Source organism: Streptomyces sp. NPDC059248 (genome assembly GCF_042753905.1).
GTDB lineage: Bacteria > Actinomycetota > Actinomycetes > Streptomycetales > Streptomycetaceae > Streptomyces.
Genome location: NZ_JBHYZV010000045.1, coordinates 15414 through 36811, shown reverse-complemented (window position 1 = coordinate 36811; position 21398 = coordinate 15414). Strand labels below are relative to the sequence as shown.

At 71.7% G+C, this 21398-nt stretch carries 18 protein-coding genes; 5 read left to right on the top strand and 13 right to left on the bottom strand.

The window, feature by feature from the left end; genetic code table 11:
- Nucleotides 1-692: 692 nt before the first annotated feature.
- Nucleotides 693-1634 carry an alpha/beta fold hydrolase gene (locus ACFXG1_RS20300; RefSeq protein WP_384716193.1) on the bottom strand — a complete coding sequence of 314 codons (942 nt, stop codon included), beginning with the start codon at nt 1632-1634 and terminating at the stop codon, nt 693-695.
- A gap of 167 nt (nt 1635-1801) precedes the next feature.
- Between ACFXG1_RS20300 and ACFXG1_RS20295 the strand changes: the two genes are divergently transcribed.
- The gene (locus tag ACFXG1_RS20295) at nt 1802-2101 is read left to right on the top strand and encodes an ArsR/SmtB family transcription factor (protein WP_384716196.1); all 300 of its coding nucleotides are present in this window, start codon (nt 1802-1804) and stop codon (nt 2099-2101) included.
- A gap of 3 nt (nt 2102-2104) precedes the next feature.
- On the opposite strand, the gene ACFXG1_RS20290 is transcribed toward ACFXG1_RS20295, so the two are convergent.
- Nucleotides 2105-3091 (bottom strand): GlxA family transcriptional regulator, encoded by a 987-nt coding sequence (locus ACFXG1_RS20290; RefSeq protein ID WP_384743917.1) that lies wholly within the window; start codon nt 3089-3091, stop codon nt 2105-2107.
- A gap of 144 nt (nt 3092-3235) precedes the next feature.
- Between ACFXG1_RS20290 and ACFXG1_RS20285 the strand changes: the two genes are divergently transcribed.
- Nucleotides 3236-4084: a S1 family peptidase gene (locus ACFXG1_RS20285; RefSeq protein ID WP_384724159.1), complete on the top strand. Its 849-nt coding sequence runs from the start codon at nt 3236-3238 to the stop codon at nt 4082-4084.
- A gap of 29 nt (nt 4085-4113) precedes the next feature.
- A complete protein-coding gene (locus tag ACFXG1_RS20280; protein WP_384743915.1) occupies nt 4114-5172 on the top strand; it encodes a GlxA family transcriptional regulator in 1059 nt (352 codons plus the stop codon).
- A gap of 38 nt (nt 5173-5210) precedes the next feature.
- Here ACFXG1_RS20280 and ACFXG1_RS20275 read toward each other — a convergent pair whose 3' ends face one another.
- The 8 genes from ACFXG1_RS20275 to ACFXG1_RS20240 all read right to left on the bottom strand — a co-directional run bounded on the left by ACFXG1_RS20275 (nt 5211) and on the right by ACFXG1_RS20240 (nt 16314).
- Nucleotides 5211-6266 carry a hypothetical protein gene (locus ACFXG1_RS20275; protein ID WP_384711941.1) on the bottom strand — a complete coding sequence of 352 codons (1056 nt, stop codon included), beginning with the start codon at nt 6264-6266 and terminating at the stop codon, nt 5211-5213.
- Between the two features lie 574 nt (nt 6267-6840).
- Nucleotides 6841-8259 carry a tol-pal system YbgF family protein gene (locus ACFXG1_RS20270; RefSeq protein ID WP_384711944.1) on the bottom strand — a complete coding sequence of 473 codons (1419 nt, stop codon included), beginning with the start codon at nt 8257-8259 and terminating at the stop codon, nt 6841-6843.
- Nucleotides 8260-8657: 398 nt separating this feature from the next.
- Entirely contained in the window at nt 8658-9698 is a 1041-nt protein-coding gene (locus tag ACFXG1_RS20265; RefSeq protein WP_384711947.1) for a hypothetical protein, read from the bottom strand.
- A 301-nt stretch (nt 9699-9999) separates the two neighbouring features.
- Nucleotides 10000-11091 (bottom strand): polyprenyl synthetase family protein, encoded by a 1092-nt coding sequence (locus tag ACFXG1_RS20260; RefSeq protein ID WP_384711950.1) that lies wholly within the window; start codon nt 11089-11091, stop codon nt 10000-10002.
- Nucleotides 11088-12239: a flavodoxin-dependent (E)-4-hydroxy-3-methylbut-2-enyl-diphosphate synthase gene (gene ispG, locus ACFXG1_RS20255; protein ID WP_384711953.1), complete on the bottom strand. Its 1152-nt coding sequence runs from the start codon at nt 12237-12239 to the stop codon at nt 11088-11090. Before ispG ends, ACFXG1_RS20260 begins: the two co-directional genes overlap by 4 nt.
- On the bottom strand, nt 12226-14088 hold the full coding sequence (locus ACFXG1_RS20250; RefSeq protein WP_384711956.1) for a 1-deoxy-D-xylulose-5-phosphate synthase: 1863 nt from the start codon (nt 14086-14088) through the stop codon (nt 12226-12228). Before ACFXG1_RS20250 ends, ispG begins: the two co-directional genes overlap by 14 nt.
- Entirely contained in the window at nt 14085-15422 is a 1338-nt protein-coding gene (ispH, locus tag ACFXG1_RS20245) for a 4-hydroxy-3-methylbut-2-enyl diphosphate reductase (protein WP_384711959.1), read from the bottom strand. The genes ACFXG1_RS20250 and ispH overlap by 4 nt, the downstream gene beginning before the upstream one ends.
- Before the next feature lie 391 nt (nt 15423-15813).
- Nucleotides 15814-16314, bottom strand: coding sequence for a carboxymuconolactone decarboxylase family protein (locus tag ACFXG1_RS20240; protein ID WP_384711962.1), 501 nt, complete (start codon nt 16312-16314; stop codon nt 15814-15816).
- 97 nt (nt 16315-16411) lie between these two features.
- On the opposite strand from ACFXG1_RS20240, the gene ACFXG1_RS20235 reads away from it, so the two are divergent.
- Nucleotides 16412-17353, top strand: coding sequence for a pirin family protein (locus tag ACFXG1_RS20235; protein ID WP_384743911.1), 942 nt, complete (start codon nt 16412-16414; stop codon nt 17351-17353).
- 22 nt (nt 17354-17375) lie between these two features.
- Complete coding sequence (locus ACFXG1_RS20230) at nt 17376-17726, top strand: GNAT family N-acetyltransferase (RefSeq protein WP_384724057.1); 351 nt, start codon at nt 17376-17378, stop codon at nt 17724-17726.
- A gap of 70 nt (nt 17727-17796) precedes the next feature.
- Here the strand turns inward: ACFXG1_RS20230 and ACFXG1_RS20225 are convergent, their stop codons facing one another.
- From ACFXG1_RS20225 to ACFXG1_RS20215, 3 genes are read right to left on the bottom strand one after another with little or no spacing between them, the layout of a single operon-like run.
- Nucleotides 17797-19005 carry an ABC transporter substrate-binding protein gene (locus ACFXG1_RS20225; RefSeq protein ID WP_384743909.1) on the bottom strand — a complete coding sequence of 403 codons (1209 nt, stop codon included), beginning with the start codon at nt 19003-19005 and terminating at the stop codon, nt 17797-17799.
- Nucleotides 19002-19937, bottom strand: a complete 936-nt coding sequence (locus ACFXG1_RS20220; protein WP_384719995.1) for a hypothetical protein — start codon at nt 19935-19937, stop codon at nt 19002-19004. The genes ACFXG1_RS20225 and ACFXG1_RS20220 overlap by 4 nt, the downstream gene beginning before the upstream one ends.
- Nucleotides 19934-21391, bottom strand: coding sequence for a VWA domain-containing protein (locus tag ACFXG1_RS20215; protein ID WP_384743906.1), 1458 nt, complete (start codon nt 21389-21391; stop codon nt 19934-19936). The genes ACFXG1_RS20220 and ACFXG1_RS20215 overlap by 4 nt, the downstream gene beginning before the upstream one ends.
- Between the last annotated feature and the right edge of the window lie 7 nt (nt 21392-21398).

Sequence of the window (21398 nt, the reverse complement as noted above, 5' to 3'; positions counted from 1 at the left end):
GGTGCTCCCCGCACCCGTCGTCACCTCTCGGGCTCCACGAATCGATCACCCCGGCGTCCGACGCAGGGGACGCGACTTTCGGCTGTCCCCGGCGCCGGACCAATAGATCATTTTCGTTCGCCTCGTGCCCGAACATCTGAAGCACGGTCAATCTAGACCATCGGGGCCGGTATGGAGAGGGGATGTGTGCAAGTTGTGGTCAAGCTTTGAAATAGGCTCCACCAATCGTTGACTACCCATGGGTGCCCCCATTCCGCGAACCTGCCGTGTGACCTGCCATAACGGGAGTTCACCGACCCTCCGGAACCGGCATCGCGGAGGCATCCCGGCATGGGCGGCCGGTCCACAATCTGGCCACAACTGGACGGTATTCAGGCCGTGTTGGCACCCCACGGCGTCATTTACGCGGTGGTTCGGGCATATCCGGCGGACTCCGCGGACCGTTCCCGGCCGGAGGGCCGGAGGGCCGGAGGCGGAAAGGAGTGGGGAAGGGTCAGCCGGCGGGCCGGTCGATCCGGTAGACGAAGTGCGCGCGGCCGTCGACTGGATTGTCGGGTTCCAGGGATGCCTCGGCGTACCGGGTGGAGTTCCGCCTTCTCCAGGGCTCTCCAGGATCGTCACGGGAAGCCTCACGGAATCGGTTGCGTACCCGTCAGTTGTCCCGGACGACCGGCGGCCCCGTCACCTGGATATCAGCCCAGGAAGGCGGTGAGGGCGTCGATGACGGCCCGGGGCTGCTCCTCGGGGATGTAGTGACCGCAGTCGGCGACTTCCCGCACGGTCACATCGGTGCCCTTGGCGGGCATCAGATCCCGTAGATAGGTGTAGTTGCTGCGGTCGCCGCCGAGCGCGAGCAGGGGCACGGTCACCGGCCCGTAGGTGCGCTCGTCGGCGATGTCACGGTTGTACGCCCGGTACCAGGCGTTTCCGGCCCGGACGGCGTCCGGGGTGGCGTAGGCGTGCGCGTAGACCTGCCGGGAGAATTCGTCCAGCGTGTCCGGGTCGTGCGCCATGTATGCGAAGAGCCAGTCCACCAGGCTCCGGAAGCGGCCTTCCAGCAACTGCTCGGGCAGACCCCTGATCTGGTTGAAGGCGAACCACCACAGATAGGTCCTGCCGCCGTCCTCGACGACCGAGTCGGTGTGCTGGTCCGGGCCGGGGAGCAGACTCAGCGCCGAGAGGCTGGCGTCCGGGTGCGGAACGTCCAGCAGGACGGCGCGGGTGGTCGCCTCGGGATGGTTGGCCGCGTGGGCGTAGGCCACCATGGCGCCGATGTCGTGTCCGGCGATACTGGCGGAGGTCAGACCGAGCCGGCGGATGAGTTCGCGGATGTCCCGGGCCATCGTCTTCTTGTCGTAGCCGCCGTCGGGCTTGCTGGAGCCGCCCATACCGCGCAGGTCGACGGCGATCACCCGGTACCGGCGGGCGAGTTCGGGCATGACCTTGTGCCACTGCCACCAGGTCTGCGGCCAGCCGCCCAGCAGGATCAGCGGCTCTCCCGTACCGCCCTCCACATAGTGCAGCCGGATTCCGTTGACCTCGGCATGACGGCTGGCGAATCCGGGCCCCAGCCGGCGGGCGAGAGCGTCGTCGCTCAGCGATTCGGCCGACGGGTCGGTCAGAGACGCGGGCATGGCAAGTCCTCCTGATGACGGGCCGCCCGTGGCGGCGTGTGCGTGCGGAGACACTCATCGATCGTACGAACTTCCCGTACAATCAACTGTACGAGATCTTCGTACGATTCGATGGAAGCTGTCAACGGGCCCGCCCCGTCCGTACGGGACTCCCGTACAGTGAATCCATGGAGGAGCTGCCCCACCCCGAGGCCGCGGACATCCGCCTCGTCGACGTCCTCGCGGCGCTGGGCCACCCCGTCCGCCTGGAAGCCGCGCGGGCACTGGCCAGTGGCGAGGAGCGGTTCTGCGGCGAGATCCTGCGCGATGTGCCCAAGTCGAGCATGACCCACCACTGGCGCACGCTCCGGGAGAGCGGCGTGATCCACCAGCGGCGCGACGGCCGGAAGTTCTTCCTCACCCTGCGCCGCGACGACCTGGACGCCCGTTTCCCGGGCCTCCTCGACCTCGTCCTCACCGAATCCTGAGGGTTATCCGGCGTAGTCCTCGTCGTCCTGCGTGAACATGGTGACGATCGACCGGAAGGCGGCCCGGTACGCACCCGGTGTGGTGCCGTTGAGCCGCTGGAACTGATGGCGCAGATTGGCGGGCGTCCCCAGACCGGTGAGCACGGCGACGCGCTCCACCGGCAGGTCTCCGCGTTCCAGCAACTGCTGGGCGCGTTCCACGCGGAGCCGCAGCAGGTACTGGAGCGGGCTGAGCCCCGTCCCGGAGCGGAAGCGGCGGCTCAGGGTGCGGACGCTGGTCTCCGCGTGGGCGGCGATGTCCGCGAGGGTCAGCGGGCGGCGCAGCTCCCGCTCCAGCCATCGGATCACCGGCCCGATGACGTCCGCGCCGCCGGGGTCCGGGACCGCCACGGCTTGCGGCCCGCCCCGCTCGGGCAGCCGGAGGAAGAGCCGCCGGTCGGCCTCGCGCGCCACCGCCTCGCCGTGCATCTCCTCGATGAGCCGCAGCCAGAGGTCCTTTCCTCCGAGCACCCCCGCCGACATGAGGAACGGGCCGTCGGCGACGACCTCCTCCCCGGGGCCGACGACGACCCCGGGGTGGCGTACGGCCAGTTCCCGGGTGTGACGTGGGTCGGTAGTGGCCCGCCGGCCTTCGAGCAGTCCGGCCGCCGCCAGCGCGAACGTACCCGTACCGACAGCGCCGACCCGGCATCCCCGGTCGGCGGCCGCGCGCAGTCCGGCCGGCACCACGACCGGGGGCGCGGCCCGGAACTCCCGGTATCCGGCCATGATCACGGTGTCCGCCCCGTCGAGGCCGTCGAGCCCCCACCCCGTATCGAGGCCGAACGGGCCCGGCGCCGCCGTGGCGCGGAATCCGGGGCCGAGACAGATCCGCAGCTCGGTCCTGCCGCCTTCGGGGCCGGACCGCGCCAGCGCTCCGAGCAGGGCCCCGGCAGTGGTGAGCTGATGCCCGGGAGCGCCGTCGAGCAGGAGGAGAGCGGTGATCGGCATGGCCGGAATTTTGTCATAGCTGGCATCACGGTGGCTGTTTCCGATCGGTTGACGGCCCGGAGGATAGAGGCACAGGCGGTCCGGAAGCGGTCAGTCCGCTGATCGTCCACAGGCCCTCATCCACCGACGAAAGGCGTCTTCACCATGTTTGGTCCGACCTCCCTGCCGCAGCACCGATCCGGCCTCCGCTCCCGGCTGCCGGCCAGGCTGGCGGCGGTCGGCGCCGCGACCCTCCTCTCCGTCACCGGCCTGACGGCGGGAACCGCCGGAGCCGTCGTCAACGGGGAGGACTCGACTCGGCCGTACTCCTTCATGGCATCGGTACCGCAGGTCATCACGGGTGCCGAGGGCCCCGTCCACGGAGTCTGCGGCGGCACCCTGATCGATCCCCGGTGGGTCCTCACGGCCGCCCATTGCGCCGGCCATCCGGATGTGCCCGCCGCGCCGGCGGGGACGGTCCGGATCGGCAGCGAGTATCAGAGCAGTGGCGGGACGGTACGCAGGATCGTCACCACGGTGCACCACCCGGCGTACACCGTCGGCGACGCCCACCGGGGTCACCACGATCTCGCGCTGCTCAAGCTGGACCGCCCCGTACGCGAGCGGCCCGCGCGGATCGCCGACCGGGCGCCGAAGGTGGGCGAGCCGACGCGGATCCTCGGCTTCGGCAATACGGCCGAGGGCCCCGACTGGTCGTTCTCCGAGCGGCTCCAGCAACTCGACACCCGCAGGATCGCCGACTCCGCCTGCTCCCCGTTCAAGGCGGGAGCCGAGCTGTGCACCGGCTCCCGGGTCCCGGACGCCATGGGGTGCCGGGGTGACTCCGGCGGCCCCCAGATCCAGCGCGTCGGCGGGCGCTGGCACCTGGTCGGGGCGACCTCCGGCGACGGCAACCCGGCGGCGGGTCCGGAGTGCTCCAACGGACCCGGCGTCTGGACCTCCGTGCCCGCGCACAAGGAGTGGATCACGAAGACGCTCCGGCAGCACCGCTGACCCGGCCCACCGCGGATACCCTTGCCCACATGCCCGTGGTCGCCCTTCTCGTACTCGACGGGGTCCCCGGACCCCAGCTCACCACCCCGGGCCTCGTCCTCGAAGCCGCCGCGGCGACGCACCTCCCCGCCCGTACCGAGCTGCGCGTCTGCTCCACCGGACCCGTCGTCACCACCGCCGGTCCGCTGCCCCTGGACATCACCGTCTCCTGGGGTCTCGACGGGCTGGTGGACGCGGACACGGTCGTCGTCGCGGGCCATGACGGTTTCCTCGACGCGCCCGCGCCGGCCGTGCTCGACGCCTTGCGCGCGGCGGCGGCCCGGGGCAGCCGGATCGCCGCCGTCGGCACCGGTACGTTCACACTCGCGGCCGGCGGCCTGCTCGACGGGCGCCGCGCGACCACCGAGTGGAGTCGTACGGCCGAACTCGCCGTACGCCATCCGCGCGTCGACGTGGATCCGGCCGGCACGGTGGTGGCGGACGGTCCGTTCCTCACCTCGGCGGGCGTCCTCGGCGGTGTCGATCTCCTGCTCCACCTCATCGGCCGGGACCACGGTACGGCGGTCGCCGGACGGACCGCGCGGTATCTGATCGCGCCCCTGTACGAGGAGGCGGGGTCCACCCGGGACGAGATCGACCGCGAGCTGGCCGAGACCGCCGGTCTTGAGCCGACGCTGCGATGGCTGGAGGAGCGTCCGGAGCTCTCGCCGAGCGTCGCCGAGATCGCCGCCCACGCCAGGACCAGTGTGCGCAGCCTCAACCGCCGTTTCCGGCAGCGGACCGGACTCACCCCCCATCAGTATCTGCTGCGGCTCCGGATCGAGCGGGCTCGACGGCTGCTGGAGCGCGCAGAGGGCACGATCGACGAGATCGCGGCCCGGACGGGGTTCGGCTCGTCGGCGGGCCTGCGCCGTCACTTCCGGCGGATCACGGGCACCACTCCGAGGGCCTATCGCGCTTCCCGCGGCGCGGACGGCGGACAGCCGCCCGCCCTTGCGATCGCGGGGGATGCGCGGCCCGATCACGGGTGGCCGGGAGACGGGCCCGGGGGCACGGTCACCACGACCGGAAGTGAATCCGGCCGGTGACCGATCGGGGACGGCCCCGGTTGCCCGTCCACGGGGTCTCACAGGGGTGCGGCTTCCTCCAGCAGGAGTGCCACATCGGGTTGGTTGCGGTACGGGCGCAATACCTCGCGCATGGTGGTGAGGGACGCGGTGGCACGGGCCGACCGCAGTCCCGGGTAGTCGTCGAGGAACCGTCTCCATGTGGTGAGGGATTCTTCGAGCTCTCCCTGGACGAGCTGCGACTCGGCCAGGAGCGCCGTGGTCAGAGCCCTCGCCCTGCGGGCCTGCGGAGCACGGGCGCGCAGGGAGGCGTGGAAGGCGTGATCGGCTGCCTTGTGCTCCTTGAGGGCCGCCAGTGTGCGGGCCTGCTGGTAGGAGAGGGCGGCGGCCGGATAGCTGTCGAAGGGGTCGCCCGGATTCTGGTCCGCGTGGCTGTGGAGGACCTCCGCGTACTTCAGTGCGAGGAGCGCCCGCGTGCGGTCCTGGACCCTGGCCTGGGCCAGGGCCAGGGCCAGTTGGGACTGGGCGAAGGCTTGGACCAGGGGTGAGGAGTGGTGGGTGGCGGTGGCGGCTGCCTGTTCGGTCAGGGTGAGTGAGGGTTGGCGGTGGCCGAGTTCCAGCGCGTGGGAGGCGAGGGCGCGCAGGGCGATGGTGTAGGTGTGGGGGTCTTCGGCTTCGGCGGCCAGGTGGGCCGCTGTGCGGTGGTATTGCTGGGCCTGCGCGTGGGCGTAGTCGTCGGCGCACATATTGCCGAGGAGCACGGTGAGTTGTGCGGTGTAGGTGAGGAGTTCTCGGTGTACATGGTCGGCGGCGCCTGCAAGGAGCCAGGGGACGGCGTCATCCGCGAGATAGGCGGTGAGTGCCGTGCGGGCGTGTCCGCCGCCGAAGGTGCCGGTCGAGGTGGCGAAGAAGGCGGTCATGCTCCGGAGTACGTCGACCTCCGCACGGCCCACGCGGTGTCCGGCGGTGGCGCCGTCGCGGCGGGCCTTGGTCCGCATGAGTAATTCGCCCCAGTCCGGGACCGCGAGGGTGGCGGGATCGTAGGTGTCGGCGCCCGGGAGTGCCTCTCGGGTGGGGTCGAGTCTGCTGCTGGTGAATTTGGCGAGATGGTGCACGGGGTCTGCCTTCCATGACCGGTCCGGTGTACGTGCGGGGGGGGTGGCTCGGGCCCCTCCGAAGGCCCTCGGGCCGGACCGGCGTCCGCGGTAGCCAGGAGGTCTGCCCGGGCGGCGGAGAGCGGCTCGGAACGTCGGCGTACGAGGGGATGCCCGACAGTCGGCACATGGCGGTCGAGCGGCTCGCGGTCAGGTTATGACCGTATGCGGAATCCGCTGGCAAGAGGGCTTGGGCGAGATGGGTCGCATGTCACTCCGCCTCCTCGATCAATCGCGCGGGCCGGGGGCCGGGTCGCCGAGGGATCAGCGACTCACCTCGTTCTCGGCACGGACCGAGGTGCCCTGCCACAGCCTTAGCCAAGGTGCCCTGGATGCGACTCCCTTCACAAGGGCGCACAGAGGCAGTGGGCGCAGCGCACACGCGCGCGCACCGGCAGCCCTGCGCGGAGCGGCCCTGGTGACGGTGCCGAAGGCGTCGCGGCCCGTTGCGCCGTACCGACGGTCGCGGGTGCCGGTAGCACGGGCCGCCCGCGGTTGCCCGGGCGCGGGCTCGCTTTCGGTCGGGCGGCAGGGGTCACAGGCGGCCGCGGCCCGCCCCCTCGCGCGCGGGGGCACCGTTGGAGGAGGCGGGCCGTGTGTTGGTCCTGCTGAAGGCTTGAGCTATGTCGAGCACATGGGTGGTGTGGGGGTGGCGCGTGTAGGGGCGCAGGTGTGCCTGGAGGCGGGCCAGTGCGGAGTCGGCGCGGGCGGAACGCAGTAAGGGGTAGTGCTGGAGGAAGGTGCCCCAGGCCTTGCAGGCCGCGTCCAGGTGGCCCAGGCGAAGGAGCGTTTCCGCCCTGCGTGCCTGGGTCAGGGCGGTCTGTCGGTGACCGTGGGGCCGACGGTGGCGGGTGGAGCTGTCGAAGGCCCTCAGAGCCTGCGGGAGTTCGTCGAGCGCCAGAAGGATCTCGCCGCGCTGGTAGTGGAAGCCGGCGCGGGGGTACGTGGCGAAGGGGCCCTGGCTCTCGGTGTCCGGGGTGTGGTGGCGCTCGGCGTCGATCAGGTCCGTCAGGGCCTCGTGGTGGCGTCGGCCGTGGGCGTGGGTGAGGGCGCGTTGGGCCAGGAGGAAGGCGCGGGTGTCACCGGAGATGTCCTGTGGCGCGGTACGGACCGCGGCGTCGGCGAGGTCCGCGGCGGCTTGCGGATGGCCGCGTTCCAGTGCTTGGAGGCTCAGGGCGCGGAGGGTGATGGCATAGGTGCGGCGGTCGTGGGCCTGGTGGGAAAGGTCGAGTGCGGTGAGCAGATAGCTCTGGGCCAGGGCGTGGAAATCCGTATCGAAGGTCATCTTCGCGAGCAGATGGCTGAGTTCGGCCGTATGGGTGAGGAGGTCGCGGCGCTGCGCCTCGTCCGACGACCGGGCCAGCAGACCGGCCGCGTCGTCCGTGAGGTAGGCGGCCAGGGCGGAGCGCGCGTGACCGCCGCCGCGGTGATCCATCTGCCGGGCGAAGACGGAGGCCATCTCCTCCAGCCCCCGCGCGTCCGCGGCTGCCGGCCCGCCGGTGCCGGACCGGGCGGGAAACGGGGCGCGTTTGGCCGACCAGGTGGGTGGGGCGACGGCAGCCGGTGTGTAGATCATGCGGGTGAGGGCGGAGCGGGTGGTGGGCAGGACGTCCGCACGGGTCAGTGAGATCAGGCGGGTGAGGGGGTCGCCTTCCGGGTCCTTCTCCTTCGGTTCCGCGTCCTGGCCGGGCTCGGCGTCGTCCTGGGCGAGTCCGGTGTCGTCGGGCAGCACCGGGCGCCGCAGTCGGCGGGCGAAGACGGCGGCGGCCAGTTGGGGAACGGGCGGGCGGGGGCGGGAACCGCGCAGCCAGTGGGCGACCGAGGTGCGGTCGTAGCGCAGGTGGCGGCTCTGCGCACTCCCCTCGGAGTTGATCGCCTGGGCCAGTTCACGAGCGGTCCAGTTCGCTTCGAGGAGTAGCTCCTTCAGCCGCTCGTTCGGGGCGTTGCGTGCCATCACCTCTCCAAGGACCACACGGAGAACGGGGGGAACGTACGGGCCGTGTCGCAGCCGACGGCAGGTCAGGTGCCGTTCTCATGGCGGGGCCGCGGTTCTGCTGACGGCCCGTTGTGCGCGCACCCTTGAGAGCGGGTGTGGAGTGGCGGGTTTCCTCCGTCACCGGGACCGGGAGACCTGAACAAGCGGCGGCATATTTACGGATGAGCTGACAATCGCATCACATACCTGATATGGAGCCCTTGGCAAGGGGCCTGCGGGGGGTAAGGTGTGAACGCGTTGAACACCGCGGCTCCGCCGACGACGGAGCCGCCGCGTACGGGGCCCTCGACCCCGGCCCGACGGCCGTGCGGGCCGCTCCTGGCGGGTGGGTTCGGCACCCGTGTTCCGGGCGGCCGTCACAGCTTCCGGGGAACCATGTCGAAGTAGCGATGAACGTCGTAGCGGGGACAGCTCAGCCCCCAGTCGTAGAAGCCGCGCAGCATGGTGCGCATGGCCACGAGGAAGCGGCTCAGCTCCGGACCGGCCCAAGTGGCCACTTCCGCTTCCGCCGAGAGATACGCCTCCATCTCCCGGTTGTGCAGTCGGGCGGTCTCCTCCAGCGCCCCCTGTTCCTCCCATTCGGCGTGATACGTGAGAGACGTGGGCAGATTGATCGGCCGACGCCCCGAGGCATTCCGTTCCTTGCCGTAGGAGATCACGTCGTCGCACCAGCAGTTGATGTTGGCGGCGTGCCGACGCAGCGTGCGGACCGCGGGGTGCAGATAGTCATCGGGTACGACTTCATAGCCGCCGGCGATGTCCTGGAGGGACAGCCGGAACAGGGTCCCGCCGGTCATGCGCCGCCCGATGGCGTACTCCGCCGGGGGTGGCGTCGTGGACCGGACGCGGTGGCCGGCCTCCCACAGCGTGCCGAGGAAGTAGTAGTCCATCTCCGCGACGAAGCGCATGTACTGGGCGGAGCTGGCCCGGTCGGCGATGGACCGGAAGACGTCCTGTCCGGCCTCCGCCAGGCCGTGACACAGGTTTCTGTCGTTCTCGTTCAGGCCGGCGGTGGCGGCGAGAGCCAGGCTTTCGGCCGCGGTGACACTGCCCACTTCCATGATCTCGCGCATCCAGGCGTGGAAGGTGGCCAGTTGGGCCAGGTTCCGCCCGAGGACTCCCGGGTCGCGGACCCGGTCGGCGACAAGGAGGATCCAGCACCAGACGTTCGTCACCACCCTCAGCCCGTCGGAGTCGGCATCGAGGTACTCACGGCCCGTGAGTGCGGAGAGACGGGTGTGCCGCAGGGCTGTCTCCAGGCCGGGGTCCGTCAACAGGCCGTGGCCGGTCAGCCAATGGATCAGTGCCGTCTCCGCCTGGTCGGTCTCGGGGTGGATCCCGGGCGGAAAAGGGTAGTGGAGATAGGGGAACCGCAACGCGGCCGATGTGGCTGTCATATGCCGCTGCCTTTCAGCGGTGATCGGATCGGTACCGGCCCCGACCGACGGTGTCCGGGCGCCGGCGGGCCGCCTCGCCCAGTCGCTCCCGTACGAGGACGTCAGCACGCAGCGGCGCCCTGAGCGGGATCCCGGAACCCGCCGGGAGGAGCTCCTCCACGTCCGGCCCGGGGGCCGCCTCACGTACCTCACCGCGAGGCGCGGTCAGCCTCCGCCGCTCCCCGGACCTCGGCCGGGCCCCCGCGCACCGACACCGGGCGGCCTCGGAGCCTTCCGGCAGGGGAGCGGAGGCCGTGTGGGGCTATGTGGTCCTCGCGGTGGCCTGCCGGGCCAGGTCGAGCAGCAGGCCGGCGGTGTCGGCCGGGATCGAGCCGGATTCCATGGCGTGGCGGGCGGTGTCGAGCCGTTCCCGGATCATGTCCTCCACCGCCGCGGGAGCACCGACGTCAGTCAGCAGGCGACGGAGGTGGACGGCGGCGGATTCGTCGAGGTGCGGGTTGCCCAGCAGGGTGCGCAGGGTCTGCCGCCGGGCGGCGGTGGCGTGCCGCATGGCGTAGGCGATGAGGACCGTGTGCTTGCCGTCGCGGAGGTCGTCGAGGGTCGGCTTTCCGGTCCGCCGGGGGTCGCCGAAGACGCCCAGAAGATCGTCGCGGAGCTGGAACGCCTCGCCCAGCGGGATGGCGAACGCGGTCAGTGCGTCGAGCAGGCCCTGTTCGGCGCCGGCGAGAGCGGCGCCGATGTGCAGGGGGCGTTCGATGGTGTACTTCGCGGTTTTGTAGCGGCAGATCGCCAGCGCCCGTTCGACGTCGTCGGTGGGTGTTCCTGCGGCCGTGACGTCGAGGTACTGGCCGTACATGACCTCCGTGCGCATGGCATCGATCAGTGGGAGGACTTCGGTGAGTCGCCGCGTGCCCAGGCCGGCAGTGTGGAGGAGTTCGTCGGACCAGGCGAGGGCGAGGTCGCCGACGAGGACGGCCGCGCTCTTGCCGAGTCGGTCGGCCGCCGAGGTCGTACGGCCCTGTCCGTGGTGGGAGGCGAGGACGCGGTGGACGGCGGGCTGTCCGCGGCGGGTGGCGGAGTTGTCCATGACGTCGTCGTGGATCAGGCAGAACGCGTGGAACATCTCCAGCGAGGCCGCGGCCTGGACCAGGGCGTGCGGCCGGTTCTTGCCTCCTGCGGCGTGCCAGCCGGTGACGCAGAGCAGGGGTCGGATGCGTTTCCCGCCGATGGCCAGGAAGTCCCCGAGGACGGTGGTCACTTCGGTGGGCAGTCCCTGCCCCGCGGCGGTACGGGCCTTGTGGCCGAGGTAGGCGCTGAGGACGGCGTCGACCTCGGCGCGGATCCGGTCGTGGTCGAGGCCGTGGTGCTTGGCCGGGACGGTGGAGGTCGTCATGAGGGATTCCCGGCGGTGGTGGTGGTGGATGTGTCCGGGCGGTCGGGTACTTCGGTGAGGCGGAGGGCTTCTTCGAGCAGGGCTTCGACGATCTTGTGTTCGGGGACGGTGGTGATGACCTGGCCCTTGCGGAAGATCTGGCCTTTGCCGTTGCCGCAGGAGACGCCGAGGTCGGCTTCGCGGGCTTCGCCGGGGCCGTTGACGACACAGCCCATGACCGCGACCCGCAGGGGGTGCGGGAAGCCGTCGAAGGCGGCTTCGACCTGGGTGGCGAGGCGGTGGATGTCGACTTGGAGGCGGCCGCAGCCGGGGCAGGAGACGATCTCCAGCTTGCGGGGGCGCAGTCCGAGGGAGGACAGGATGTGGCAGCCGGCTTTGACCTGTTCGACCGGTGGGGCGGAGAGGGAGACGCGGATGGTGTCGCCGATTCCCTCGCCGAGGAGGATGCCGAAGGCGACGGCGGACTTGATGGCGCCCTGGAAGGCGGGTCCGGCCTCGGTGACGCCCAGATGGAGGGGGTAGTCGCAGGCTTCGGCGAGGAGTCGGTTGGCGGCGATCATCGTGGCGGGGTCGTGGTGCTTGACGGCGATCTTCAGGTCCTGGAAGCCGTGCTCCTCGAAGAGGGAGCACTCCCACAGGGCGGACTCCACGAGGGCTTCGGGGGTGGCCCGGCCGTGCTTGGCCAGGAGCCGGGGGTCGAGGGATCCGGCGTTGACCCCGATCCGGATCGGTACCCCGGCCGCCGAGGCGGCCTTCGCGATCTCCCCCACCCGGTCGTCGAACTTGCGGATGTTCCCGGGGTTGACGCGTACGGCGGCGCACCCGGCGTCGATGGCGGCGAAGACGTAGCGGGGCTGGAAGTGGATATCGGCGATGACCGGCAGCTTCGACCGTGCCACGATCCGCGGGAGGGCGTCGGCGTCGTCCTGGGACGGGACGGCGACCCGCACGATGTCGCAGCCGGCGGCGGTGATCTCGGCGATCTGCTGGAGGGTGGCGTCGACATCGGCGGTGAGGGTGGTGGTCATGGTCTGTACGGAGACCGGTGCGCCGCCGCCCACGGGCACCGTGCCCACGCGGAGAGGGCGGGTACGGCGGCGCACCGGAGTTGTCGGCACCCTGGGGAGTCCCAGGTCAGTGGTGGTCATCACGCCTCCTGGACGTCGTCGCGAGGGTGCTCCCCTGCCGGGCGGACGCGGGTCGCCGGTCGGGGTGGGCGGCGAGGACGGCCGCCGCGATACCCGGTCCGTCGAGACCGGCCTCGGCGAGCAGCGCACCGCGCCGGCCCTGCGGGACGAAGGAGGCGGGCAGTCCGAGAGGGATCACCGGGGTGGTGACGGCCGTGTCCTGACAGGCCTGGGCCAGGGCGGTGCCCATGCCTCCGGTACGCAGCGCGTCCTCGGCGGTCACGACCAGCCGGTGGCGGGCGGCCAGGGCGGGCAGGGCCGGGTTCACGGGGAGGACCCAGCGGGGGTCGGCGACGGTGACTCCCAGGCCCTGGTCTTCGAGGAAGGCCGCCGCTTCGAGGGCCGGCGCGGCCAGTGGGCCCGCCGGGACGAGCAGGACGTCGAGGGGGCCGGAGCGGGTGCGGTGCAGGATGTCCAGGCCGTCCATCCGGGCCAGTGCCGGGATCGGCGGTCCGGCGGTGGCCTTGGCCAGCCGCAGCGCCGTCGGCCCGTCGGTCGTGGCGACCGCTTCGCGGAGCTGTTCGCCCAGTTGCACGGTGTCACGGGGTGCGGCGATCCGCAGGCCCGGCACCGCGGACAGCATGTTCAGATCCCACATGCCGTGGTGGGAGGGTCCGTCCGGGCCGGTGACCCCGGCCCGGTCCAGCACGAACGTCACCGGCAGCCGGTGCAGCGCCACATCCATCAAGACCTGGTCGAAAGCCCGGTTGAGGAACGTCGCGTAGATCGCCACCACGGGGTGGAGTCCGCCCATCGCCAGACCGGCGGCCGAGGTCACGGCGTGCTGTTCGGCTATCCCGACGTCGAAGACCCGGTCCGGGAACTTCTCCCGCATGGGGTGCAGACCGGTCGGGCGCAGCATCGAGGCGGTGACGGCGACCACGTCGTCGCGTTCGGCGGCCAAGGCCGCCAGCTCGCCTCCGAACACACCCGTCCACGACTGCCCGGACGGGGTCGTGGACCGGCCCGTGGCCCGGTTCACCACGCCGACCGCGTGCAGACAGTCCGCCTCGTCCCGCTCCGCCGGTTCGTACCCCTTGCCCTTGACCGTCACCGCGTGCACGACCACCGGGCGGCGCAGGGCCCGGGCCCGGCGCAGTGCGTCCTCGACCGCGGCCGTGTCGTGGCCGTCGACCGGGCCGAGGTAGGCGAACCCCAGATCGGTGAAGAGATTCCGGCGCCCCGTCCCGCCGTCCCGCCGGAGGTCGCCCAGATGGGCGGCGAGGGCACCGGTGGTGGGGGCGTAGGAACGGCCGTTGTCATTGAGGATCACGATCACCGGCCGCTCGGACGCGCCGAGGTTGTCCAGCCCCTCCCACGCCATGCCGCCGGTCAGAGCGCCGTCACCGATGACGGCCACCACCGCCCGGTCGGCCTCGCCGGCCAGTTCGCGGGCCTTCGCGAGTCCGTCGGCATAGGAGAGGGCGGTGGAGGCGTGCGAATTCTCCACCAGGTCGTGGACCGATTCGCTACGGGACGGATAGCCGGACAGGCCCCCCTGCCGCCGCAGCCCCTCGAAGTCCCGGAGGCGACCGGTCAGCAGCTTGTGCACATACGCCTGATGGCCGATGTCGAAGATGATCGCGTCCCTGGGCGAGTCGAATACCCGGTGCAGTGCGACGGTCAGCTCCACCATCCCCAGATTCGGCCCCAGATGGCCGCCGGCGGCGCACACCTTCTCGACCAGGAACGCCCTGATCTCGGCTGTGAGCCGGTCCAGTCGCTCTTCGGGAACGGCCCGCAGGGCCGCCGGGTGGCCGGCTTTCGCCAGCAGTGGATAGACGGTGCGGTGTCCGTCGAAGGTGCTCATCGGCTGTTCCTCACTGCGGCAGGTGGTGCGAAGTAGGTGGTCTCGGTCGTGGTGGTCTGTTCCCTCACCACGAGGGGGCCCAGCCCGGCCAGGGCCGAGAGGGTCTCCTCGACGAGGGCGGGCGGCGCGGACGCCCCGGCGCTGAGCCCGACCGTGGCGACATTCGCCAGCCAGACGGGCCGGATATGCGAGGCGTCCTCGATCAGCTGGGCGGGGGTGCCCGCCTTACGGGCCAGTTCCACGAGCCGAACGGAGTTGGAGGAGTTGGCCGACCCCAGGACAAGGACCAAGTCCACCTGCGCGGTGATGGACTGCAGGGCGTGCTGACGGTTGGTGGTGGCGTAACAGATGTCCTCCGAGCCCGGACCGCGAGCCTGGGGGAACCGTTCCTTGAGCGCGGCGATCGTCGCCCGCGTCTCGTCGACGGCAAGCGTGGTCTGGGTCAGATAGGTGACCTTCGACGGGTCCGGCAGTTCGAGTCCGGCAATGTCCTGTGGACCCTCGACGACGACGGTGGCGTCGGGCGCTTCGCCGTACGTGCCCTCGATCTCCTCGTGCCCGGCGTGTCCGATGAGCACGATGCTGTCGCCGCGCTCGGCGAACCGGCGTGCTTCCGCGTGGACCTTCGTCACCAGCGGGCAGGTCGCGTCCACCACCGAGAGGCTTCTGCGCTCCGCCTCCGCACGGACCTGCGGGGAGACACCGTGGGCGGAGAACACCACCAGCGACCCCTCGGGAACCTCGTCCAGTTCCTCCACGAACACCGCCCCGCGCCGCGCCAGATCGGCGATGACATGGGTGTTGTGGACGATCTGCTTGCGTACGAAGACCGGTGCGCCGGTGGCCGCGTGCCGTTCCAGAAGGGCTTCGACCACGTCGATCGCCCGCTCGACTCCGGCGCAGAACGAGCGCGGAGACGCCAGCAGCACCGTACGGGGGCGCGCGATCCCGGCCCAGGTCTCCACGGCGTTCCACGCCGCAGCCCACGCACGGCGACCGGACGCCGCCACGCTCCCGGCCCGGTCGTCGGAGGTCACCAGCGTGCCGCAGGCCGGTAACGGCCGCCGTACCGCCGACTCCCCCGCCGACTCCCCCGCCGGAACGGCCGTCAGCAGCCGGAAGGCGCTGTCGGTGCCTTCCGGCAGCAGCACCACCGGCGCGGTACGCACCCGCACACCCGCCCGCTTCAACTCGGCGGCCACCAGCGGTGCCGCGGGACACGGATCCCGGGGGCCCGAGGGGCGTAAAACCTCGGTGGCCACCAGCACCTCACCCGGCTCCAGGGCGGGTACGGGCGGTACCGCGGGACAACTGCGGATCTCCGGTCCGGTCACGCTGACCGCCTCCTGGGAACACGCCGACTGGATAAGGTTCGGGGAGACTGCGGGCAGCCGGGCCGGGCGGTGGGGAACCGCGTCCGGCGGGACCGGGCCCCTCGTACCGCGCCGGTACGGGCACCGCGGCCTCGACCGGTTCGGCCCGAGCGCTCTCCCCATCAAGTACCCGGCGGGCCACGGGCGACAAGGCCGGGCCATGATCCATGCGTGCACGCGTTGAACGGCCGACCCGGCCGACACCGCGACACCGGCCCCTCCGGGGACGGTGCTCAGGGTGGGCCGGTGTCCGTTCGCCCAGGCCATGGCCCCGGCAGGACCGGGTAGCGGTCCGGGGTGGCGCGGGCCGGGGCCGCCGCGGTCGCGGGCCGGGCGACGGCCTCGCGGGGAGTCAGCGGGCGGGAGTCTCCCTTACCGGGTGCTTACTCAGGATCGAGACCCGGTTGAAGGCGTTGATCGTGATCGCCACCCAGACCACGGCGGCGATCTCGTCGTCGTCGAGCGCCTGCCCCGCCTCCGCGTACGCCCGCTCCTGAGCGAGGGCGTCGGCGGGGTGGGTGGCGGCCTCGGCCAGCGCGAGGGACGCGCGCTCCCGGGCGGTGAAGAGCTCCGTGTCCCGCCAGGCCGCGAGCACCCCGAGGCGCCGGGTGGACTCCCCGGCGCGCAGCGCGGCCCGGGTGTGGACGTCGAGGCAGGAGGCGCAGCCGTTGAGCTGGGACACACGGAGGTTGACCAGCTCGACGAGGATCCGGTCCAGGCCGGCGTCGGCGGCCGCCGTACGGACGACGTCGGCGGTCCTGACCAGCGCCCGATACGCGGCGGGGCTCTGCTTGTCGAGGTAGATCCGTCCGTTGGACCGATGGGCTTCGGCGGCCTGCGCGGTCTCGGTCATCGGTGTTCCTCCGCCTGTCGTCCCGGGTTGCCTTCAGATCTATGATCACCCATTATTGTTGAATCCAAAACTACTTTACTCGGGGAAGGCACAGGAGATGGATCACACGGGTACCGGCATCGGGGCCGGCATCGAGGTCCTCACCGCCCGGGACGTCCCGCTGGGCGGGCCGAGGGCGATGACCGTACGGCGCACCCTGCCGCAGCGGGCCCGGACGCTCATCGGGGCCTGGTGCTTCGCCGACCACTACGGTCCCGACCGGGTCGCCGACTCCGGCGGCATGGACGTCGCGCCCCACCCCCACACCGGGCTCCAGACCGTCAGCTGGCTGTTCAGCGGTGAGATCGAGCACCGCGACAGTCTGGGCACGCACGCCTTCGTGCGGCCCGGCGAGATCAACCTCATGACCGGGGGCCACGGCATCAGCCACACGGAGGTCTCCACGCCCGGCACCGCCGTGCTCCACGGCGTCCAGCTCTGGGTGGCCCTCCCCGACGGACACCGCCACGCACCGCGCGAGTTCCAGCACCACGCACCCGCGCCGCTCCGCGTTGGCGGCGCCGAACTGCGGGTCTTCCTGGGCACACTCGCCGGCGACACCTCCCCCGTGCGCACCTTCACCCCGCTCCTCGGCGCCGAGGTCCTGATCGACGCCGGTGCCACCGTCACTCTCGGCGTCGACCCCCGGTTCGAACACGGACTCCTCGTCGACGACGGCGACGTCCGCCTCGACGGAACACCCCTGCGCCCCGCGGAACTCGGTTACGCCGCACCCGGCCGCACCACCCTCGCCCTCACGAACGACTCCGACCGCCCGGCCCGGACGGTCCTCCTGGGAGGCCCGCCGTTCGAGGAGGAGATCGTGATGTGGTGGAACTTCATCGGCCGCAGCCACCAGGACATCGTCGAGGCACGGGACGACTGGGAGCGCGCCTCGGACCGCTTCGGCACCGTCGATGGCTACCCCGGCGAGCGACTGCCCGCCCCCGCCCTGCCCCACGCCGTCATCACCCCCCGCAAGAACCCCTCCCCCCGCTGACCCGAACCGGAAGGCCACCCTCATGAACGACCGGACCACCGGCGCCCCCGTCGTCCGCCACATCGACACCCGGCACCGCTACGAGATCCTCGTCGACGACGACCGCGCCGGCCTGACCGCCTACCGCGACCGCGACCGCGACGACCAGCGGGTCTTCTTCCACACCGAGACCGGCGACGCCTACGCCGGCCGGGGACTCGCCGCGATCCTCGTCGAGCAGGCCCTCACCGACGTCCGCGCCTCCGGGATGCGGATCGTCCCCGTCTGCCCCTACGTGGCCAAGTTCCTCACCAAGCACCGGGAGTTCGCGGACATCACCGACCCCGTCACCCCCGAGATCCTCACCTGGCTCGACTCCCGGCTGGGGCGCTGAACTCCCCGTACTCCGACGCACGCGGTCATCGACGCCGGCCGGGACGCGACCGTCCGATGAATCAAGCCGGTCAGTCCCGGCTGCACACCGGCAGGGACTGCTCCACGCTCAGCTTCTGCAGCTTCTTCAACTGGGCGTCCAGCGACGCGGGTTCGACGAGATAGCGCAGCACCGCCTGATGGAAGGCGTCCCGCAGGGCGCGGGGCATCGTGTCGGAGGCGTCCCAGCAGCGAGTCTCCTCCTGCCTGCCGCGCAGGATGTCGCCGATCTCCTTCCGGGTGGCATCCTGGGCGCCGTCCGGTGCCGCCGCCTCGTTCACCGAGTGGTCCGGCAGCGCCGCGGCGGTGCCGGCCAGGTAGCGGATCAGCTGCCGGGCCTCCTCGGTCGGGTTCAGCAGGATCGCCAGGTCGCCGGAGACCTCCCAGGCCCCGGCGTCCGGGCCGGTGTCGGGGACGATCTCGGACGAGTGGACGTAGTCGCCGCCCGCCGCCCGCCAGTGGCCGGCGCGGAAGGACCCCAGGTGCTCCAGGCGCGGGCCCGCGCAGTCCTCCCCGTATCCGGTCGTCAGCGCCCGCACGGCGTGGCCCCGGCCCGCGCCGGCCAGTTTCCCCCACGTCGTCCACGCCTTCCGAACGGCGGGGTGGGTCCAGTCCAGCCCGCCGTTCGCCCACTTCTCGTAGACCCGCGGTCCGGCCTGCTGGAGCAGGATGTCCTCCACCCAGTCGGTGCCGGGCCAGCCGGAGGTCGCGCCGGACTCCATGCCCAGGCACCAGCGTTCGGGATCGCCCGCCGACTCCGCGGTGGGCCGTTCGCCCGAGTACCACACCATGCTCTTCAGGCCGGTCTTGACCGGCAGCCAGTACGTGTTCCGGCCCTCCCGGCCCGGGACCGTCACCTCGGGCGCCCAGATCCGGTCGTAGTGCCCGGCGTCGAACAGGCCGTCCAGCGGCTGGAGCCGGCCGTCGACGGCGTAGGCCAGCAGTTCGCCGGGGCTGGGCAGCACCGCCACGTCCGGCGGGTTCCCGGCCACCAGGTCGGCGGCAAGCACCTGGCTGAGCGCGGAGCTGCCCTGGTAGACGACATCGATACGGTACGTTCTCTCGAACGGCTCGATGATGTTCTCCTCGAACTGATCGCGCTCCTCGCCGCTCCAGTTGGCGAGCAGCGTCACCGAACCCTGCCAGCCCCGGGCCCAGCGCACCCCGGCGAACACTCCGGCTCCGAGCAGGACCAGACAGACGCAGAGGATGCCCGCCGTGCGGGGTCGCAGCCGTCTCATCGCGGTGCCCTCCATCGGTACTCGGTGATCCGCGGCCACAGCCCCCACGCCGTGAGCGCCATCGCCACGGCCCCGCCCAACAGCACCCAGCCGGACAGCGACGCCCAGAGACCGGCATCCGCCAGGGCACTCCGCACCTGGTCGGCGGTCCTGGGAATCCCGTCCGGGTCCTTCTCCCGTACCCGGATCCCGTCGAGGGACCGGCTCATCGCGCGCTGCGCGGTCCAGGTGATCCAGCCCAGCGCCGGCACGCCGAGTCCGCACACCGCGGTGGCGGCGAGCAGCCGTATCTGCACGGGGCGCCGGAAGCGCCGCCGCAGAAACCGCTGAGTGTCCAGCAGGGCCAGGAGCAGCGCGAGGTACAGCACCGCGACCGTGCTCCACCCGAGCCACAGTTGCCACGGGAACGCGGCCTGCCGCTCGGCCACGTCGACCTGCTTGTCGCGCAGGGCGTCGAGGCGGCTCATGACGTCCCCGTCGGTTCCGGGCTCGGGTTCCAGGCCGAGCACCCGTTCCGCGTAGTACAGATAGGCGGTGCTCAGCCCCTGGTGGTCCTCCCGGCCCCATCGCTCCACCCAACCCGAGTAGACCGCGATCAGCCCGGTGATCGTCTGCAGATCGTGGCGGCCCTCCACGCCGATGACGTTCTCCGACGCGGTCAGGGCGAGGCTCTGGTGGGCGACCGAGACCTGGGTGTGGAACTCGTCGCTCATGTCGCCTTCCGGCCCGCTGTCGCCGACGATCCGGTGTGCCGTGCCGAGCGCGTTCCGCGCGGTGTCGACGGCGAGGATCCCCGGGGTGCTCGACGACGACAGCGGTACGGTGTCGTCGTGCACGCCCCGGTAGGCGAAGAACAGGACGAGCGTGGCGGCGGCCCCGAGCGTCAGCAGCAGCCGGAGCCTGCGGGTCAGTTCCCGGCCGGTGGTGCTCACGGCCGCTCCGTGAAGCGGTGGCGGCAGGAGGGGCAGAACCGTGCGGTGGCCGGCGCCCGGCGGGCGCAGCTCGGGCATGGCACAGCAGCCCCGCCGCCCGGTCCCGCGGCTTCGGTGGCGCTGTCGGCGCCGGTGGCGGACGCGGGACCGTAGGTACTGCGGCTGCTCGCGGTGATCAGGTGCTCGAAGTCGACGGCCGTCACCTCGGAACGCAGTCTGACCCGCCCGGCTCGCGCGTCGTCGATATCCACCAGCCTTGCCAGTCTGCCGAGTTGCTGATCGGCGCCCATGGCGTGGGCGAGTCGCACGGCCCAGCCGAGGTTCCGCTCCGCCAGGTCGCGCTCGCCGCGGCGGTGCGCGTCGGTCGCGGTCGCGATGGCCTCGCCGAGCCGCTGGTGGTGCTCGAAGTGCTCGACCTGGGCGTCGGTCCGCGCGGAGAGCGCGGGGTTGTCGGTCCAGTGCACCACGCAGGGCTGCGGCGGCGGCAGCCGCACCTCGGCGCCGCCGGGCGTCTCGATGGTGACGACGGCGAGCTGGAGGTCCTCGTGGCGCGGCCGAGCGGCCGGGTCGGCGGACAGACACAGCTGGTAGCGGCGGGTCTCGTCACCCCAGGCCCGGGTGACGAACCGCTGGGTCCCGTCCTCGGGGATCAGTTGGGCCTCGGTCGGATAGACCTGCTTGAGGTAGCGCACGGCGGCCCCGGCCATCGGGGTCACGGTGATCTCCAGTTCGGGCACGGTCTTGGTGAGCAGGCGCTCCATCAGCTTCTCGTACTCCGCCGGAAGGGCCGCCTCCCCGTGGACGGAAGAGGCGCTGCCGTGCAGCCGACGGGTGATGCGCAGCAACTCCCGGCCGTCCCAGCCGTCGCCGATGCCCCAGGCGTCGCAGACGAAGCGCCCCGCGCAGTTGTCCAGCACCTCCGCGAGCGGCATCCGCTCGTCGTGCTGGTTCTTGCCGTCGGTGAGCAGCAGTACGTGTCCGATGGGCGCGTTCTGCTCGGCCAGCAGCCGATGGGACAGGTCCAGCCAGGCGCCGATGCAGGTGCCGCCGCCCGCGACCAGCCGGTGCACGGCCCGCTCCGCCGCCGCCCGGCTCCGGTCGTCGGCCCGGGCCATGCCGAGGGTGTCGGGGTAGACCACTGCCGCCTTCTCGTTGCCCCGGACCACCGCGAACGGGGTGCCGTCGGACAGCATCCGGATCGCCGCCGCTGCCGCCTGCTGGGCGGCGTGCAGCTTCTCCGGCGGCCAGGTCATCGAGCTGGAGCAGTCCACGGCCAGGACCTGTGCGAGCACCGGGCCGCGGCCGCCGCCCTCGGCGCCGTCTACCCGGACGCTGAGGATGGCGTGCATCTGCGGGTCGCCGGCCTCGCTGGACAGGTACTTCCACTGGCTGATCTCCAGTCCGACGGCGACCTGCGCGGTCCCCTCGCCCGTTTCGGGCGTTCCTCTGTCCACTGTGTCG